This is a genomic window from Sphingomonas sp., from assembly GCF_031380695.1.
GTDB lineage: Bacteria > Pseudomonadota > Alphaproteobacteria > Sphingomonadales > Sphingomonadaceae > Sphingomicrobium.
This window is the reverse complement of record NZ_JANMWY010000262.1, coordinates 1-1,962: the sequence shown is the minus strand read 5'-3', so window position 1 is coordinate 1,962 and position 1,962 is coordinate 1. Positions and strand designations below refer to the sequence as shown.

Annotated in this window: 2 protein-coding genes; one reads left to right on the top strand and one right to left on the bottom strand. The window is 66.3% G+C overall.

Going from position 1 to position 1,962, the window contains the following annotated elements:
* Nucleotides 1-593, bottom strand: a 593-nt coding sequence (locus tag RMN84_RS09500; RefSeq protein ID WP_309611933.1) for a DNA gyrase subunit A, incomplete at its 3' end; no start/stop codon positions are given.
* Between the two features lie 243 nt (nt 594-836).
* Here RMN84_RS09500 and RMN84_RS09495 point away from each other — a divergent pair.
* Entirely contained in the window at nt 837-1,919 is a 1,083-nt protein-coding gene (locus tag RMN84_RS09495) for a histidine kinase dimerization/phosphoacceptor domain -containing protein (RefSeq protein ID WP_309611932.1), read from the top strand.
* Nucleotides 1,920-1,962 lie beyond the last annotated feature (43 nt).

Genomic DNA, 1,962 nt, shown 5'->3' with positions numbered 1-1,962 from the left:
ATCAAATGCACCGCCGCGTCGATCAGCTCAGCGACATTGTGCGGCGGGATCGAGGTCGCCATCCCCACCGCGATCCCGCTCGATCCGTTGGCGAGCAGATTGGGGAACAGCCCGGGCATCACCTCGGGCTCTTCCTCCTCGGCATTATAGGTCGGCTTGAAGTCGACCGTGCCCTCGTCGAGCCCGGCCATCAGCGCCTGCGCGATCGCGGTCAGCCGCGCTTCGGTATAGCGATAGGCGGCGGCATTATCGCCGTCGATATTGCCGAAATTGCCCTGCCCGTCGACCAGCGGATAACGCAGCGAAAACGACTGCGCCAATCGCACCATCGCGTCATACACCGACTGGTCACCATGCGGATGATACTTGCCGATGACGTCGCCGACGACCCGCGCACATTTCTTGTAGGCCGACGCCGGGTCCAGCTTCAGCAAGCGCATCGCCCACAACAGCCGCCGATGGACCGGCTTGAGCCCATCGCGCACATCAGGCAGCGACCGCGCCGTGATCGTCGACAGCGCGTAAACGAGATAGCGCTCGGACAGCGCGGCATCGAACGGAACTTCGATTTCTTGATCGGCGGTGGGTTGCATCGACGCCGCTTAGCAAGCCCGCCGCACGCCCGCCACACCATCCGGCTATCCTAAAGATCATTCCGCTTCCCGCCCAACCTGTGTTAAACTGTCGTCACAGCCTGGCTCAGGCCCGGGCGCGTACCCCTGCACGGTGCGATTTTTTGATGCTTGGGGCGCGAATTCAACCGGTTGGGTCCGGAACGGACGGGTTCGCTCAATTGTTCGCGTTGTTTGTGAAGGGTCAAGATTATCGATTCGCCCGTGCCGCCCCTTCCCCCGGCGATCGCCCTGACCCTGGTCGAGGCGATGGTGCGAAGCTCGACCTCGCCGCTCGTTCTGCTGAACGGCGACCTGGTCGTCGTCACGGCCAGCGACAGTTTCTGCGCTGCCTTCAGCCTCGATTCCGCGACCATCGAAGGTCAGTCGATCTTCGCGCTGGGCCAGGGCGTGTGGGACCTGGCGCGCCTCCGCTCGCTGCTCGGCGCGGTCGCCGGTGGTGCCGCCACCGCGCCGTACGAGCTGCTGTTCGAACGCGCCGTGTCCGGCGGGCGCCGCTGCCTCAGGGTCGACGCGCACTCGCTCGACTACGACGATCCCGCCGTCTTCCGCATCCTGATGGCGGTCGATGACGTCACCGACGCCCGCGCCGCCACCCGCCACAATGAACAGCTCATCGCCGACAAATTACTGCTCAACCGCGAACTTCAGCACCGCGTCGCCAACAGCCTGCAGATCATCGCCAGCGTCCTCATGCAGTCGGCGATCCGCGTCGGCTCGGACGAGGCCCGCACCCACCTCCACCAGGCTCACAACCGCGTCCTCTCGATCGCCGAGGTCCAGCGCCAGCTCGCCACCACCGGCGAGGACTCCATCGCGCTGCGCCCCTACCTGACCCGGCTGTGCGCCAGCATCGCCGCCTCGATGATCCCCGACGCGGCCAAGCTGAAACTCCGCGTCACCGTCGATGAATCGGTCGTCCCGTCGGACATTTCGGTCAGCCTCGGCCTGATCGTCACCGAACTCGTCATCAACGCGCTGAAGCACGCTTTCCCCGATGGCCGCTCCGGCCTAATCCGCGTCGATTATGTCGGCGACGGCGGCGGCGACACCCATGCCAGTGGCGAATGGACGCTCGAAGTCGGCGACAATGGCGTCGGCATGCCGCCCCCGGGTTCGCCCGCCGCCACCGCCGGCCTCGGCACCAGCATCGTCGAAGCCCTCGTCCGCCAGCGCCGCGCCCGCCTGACTGTCACCCCCGCCCACCCCGGCACCACCATCACCATCCGCCACGAACCGGCCGGAGGCGCGGGCGCGGAGGTGCTGCCGCTCGTCAGGGCGGTGTAGCCTCTTTGTCATCCCGGACTTGATGAAGGGGCGTCCAGTCCCC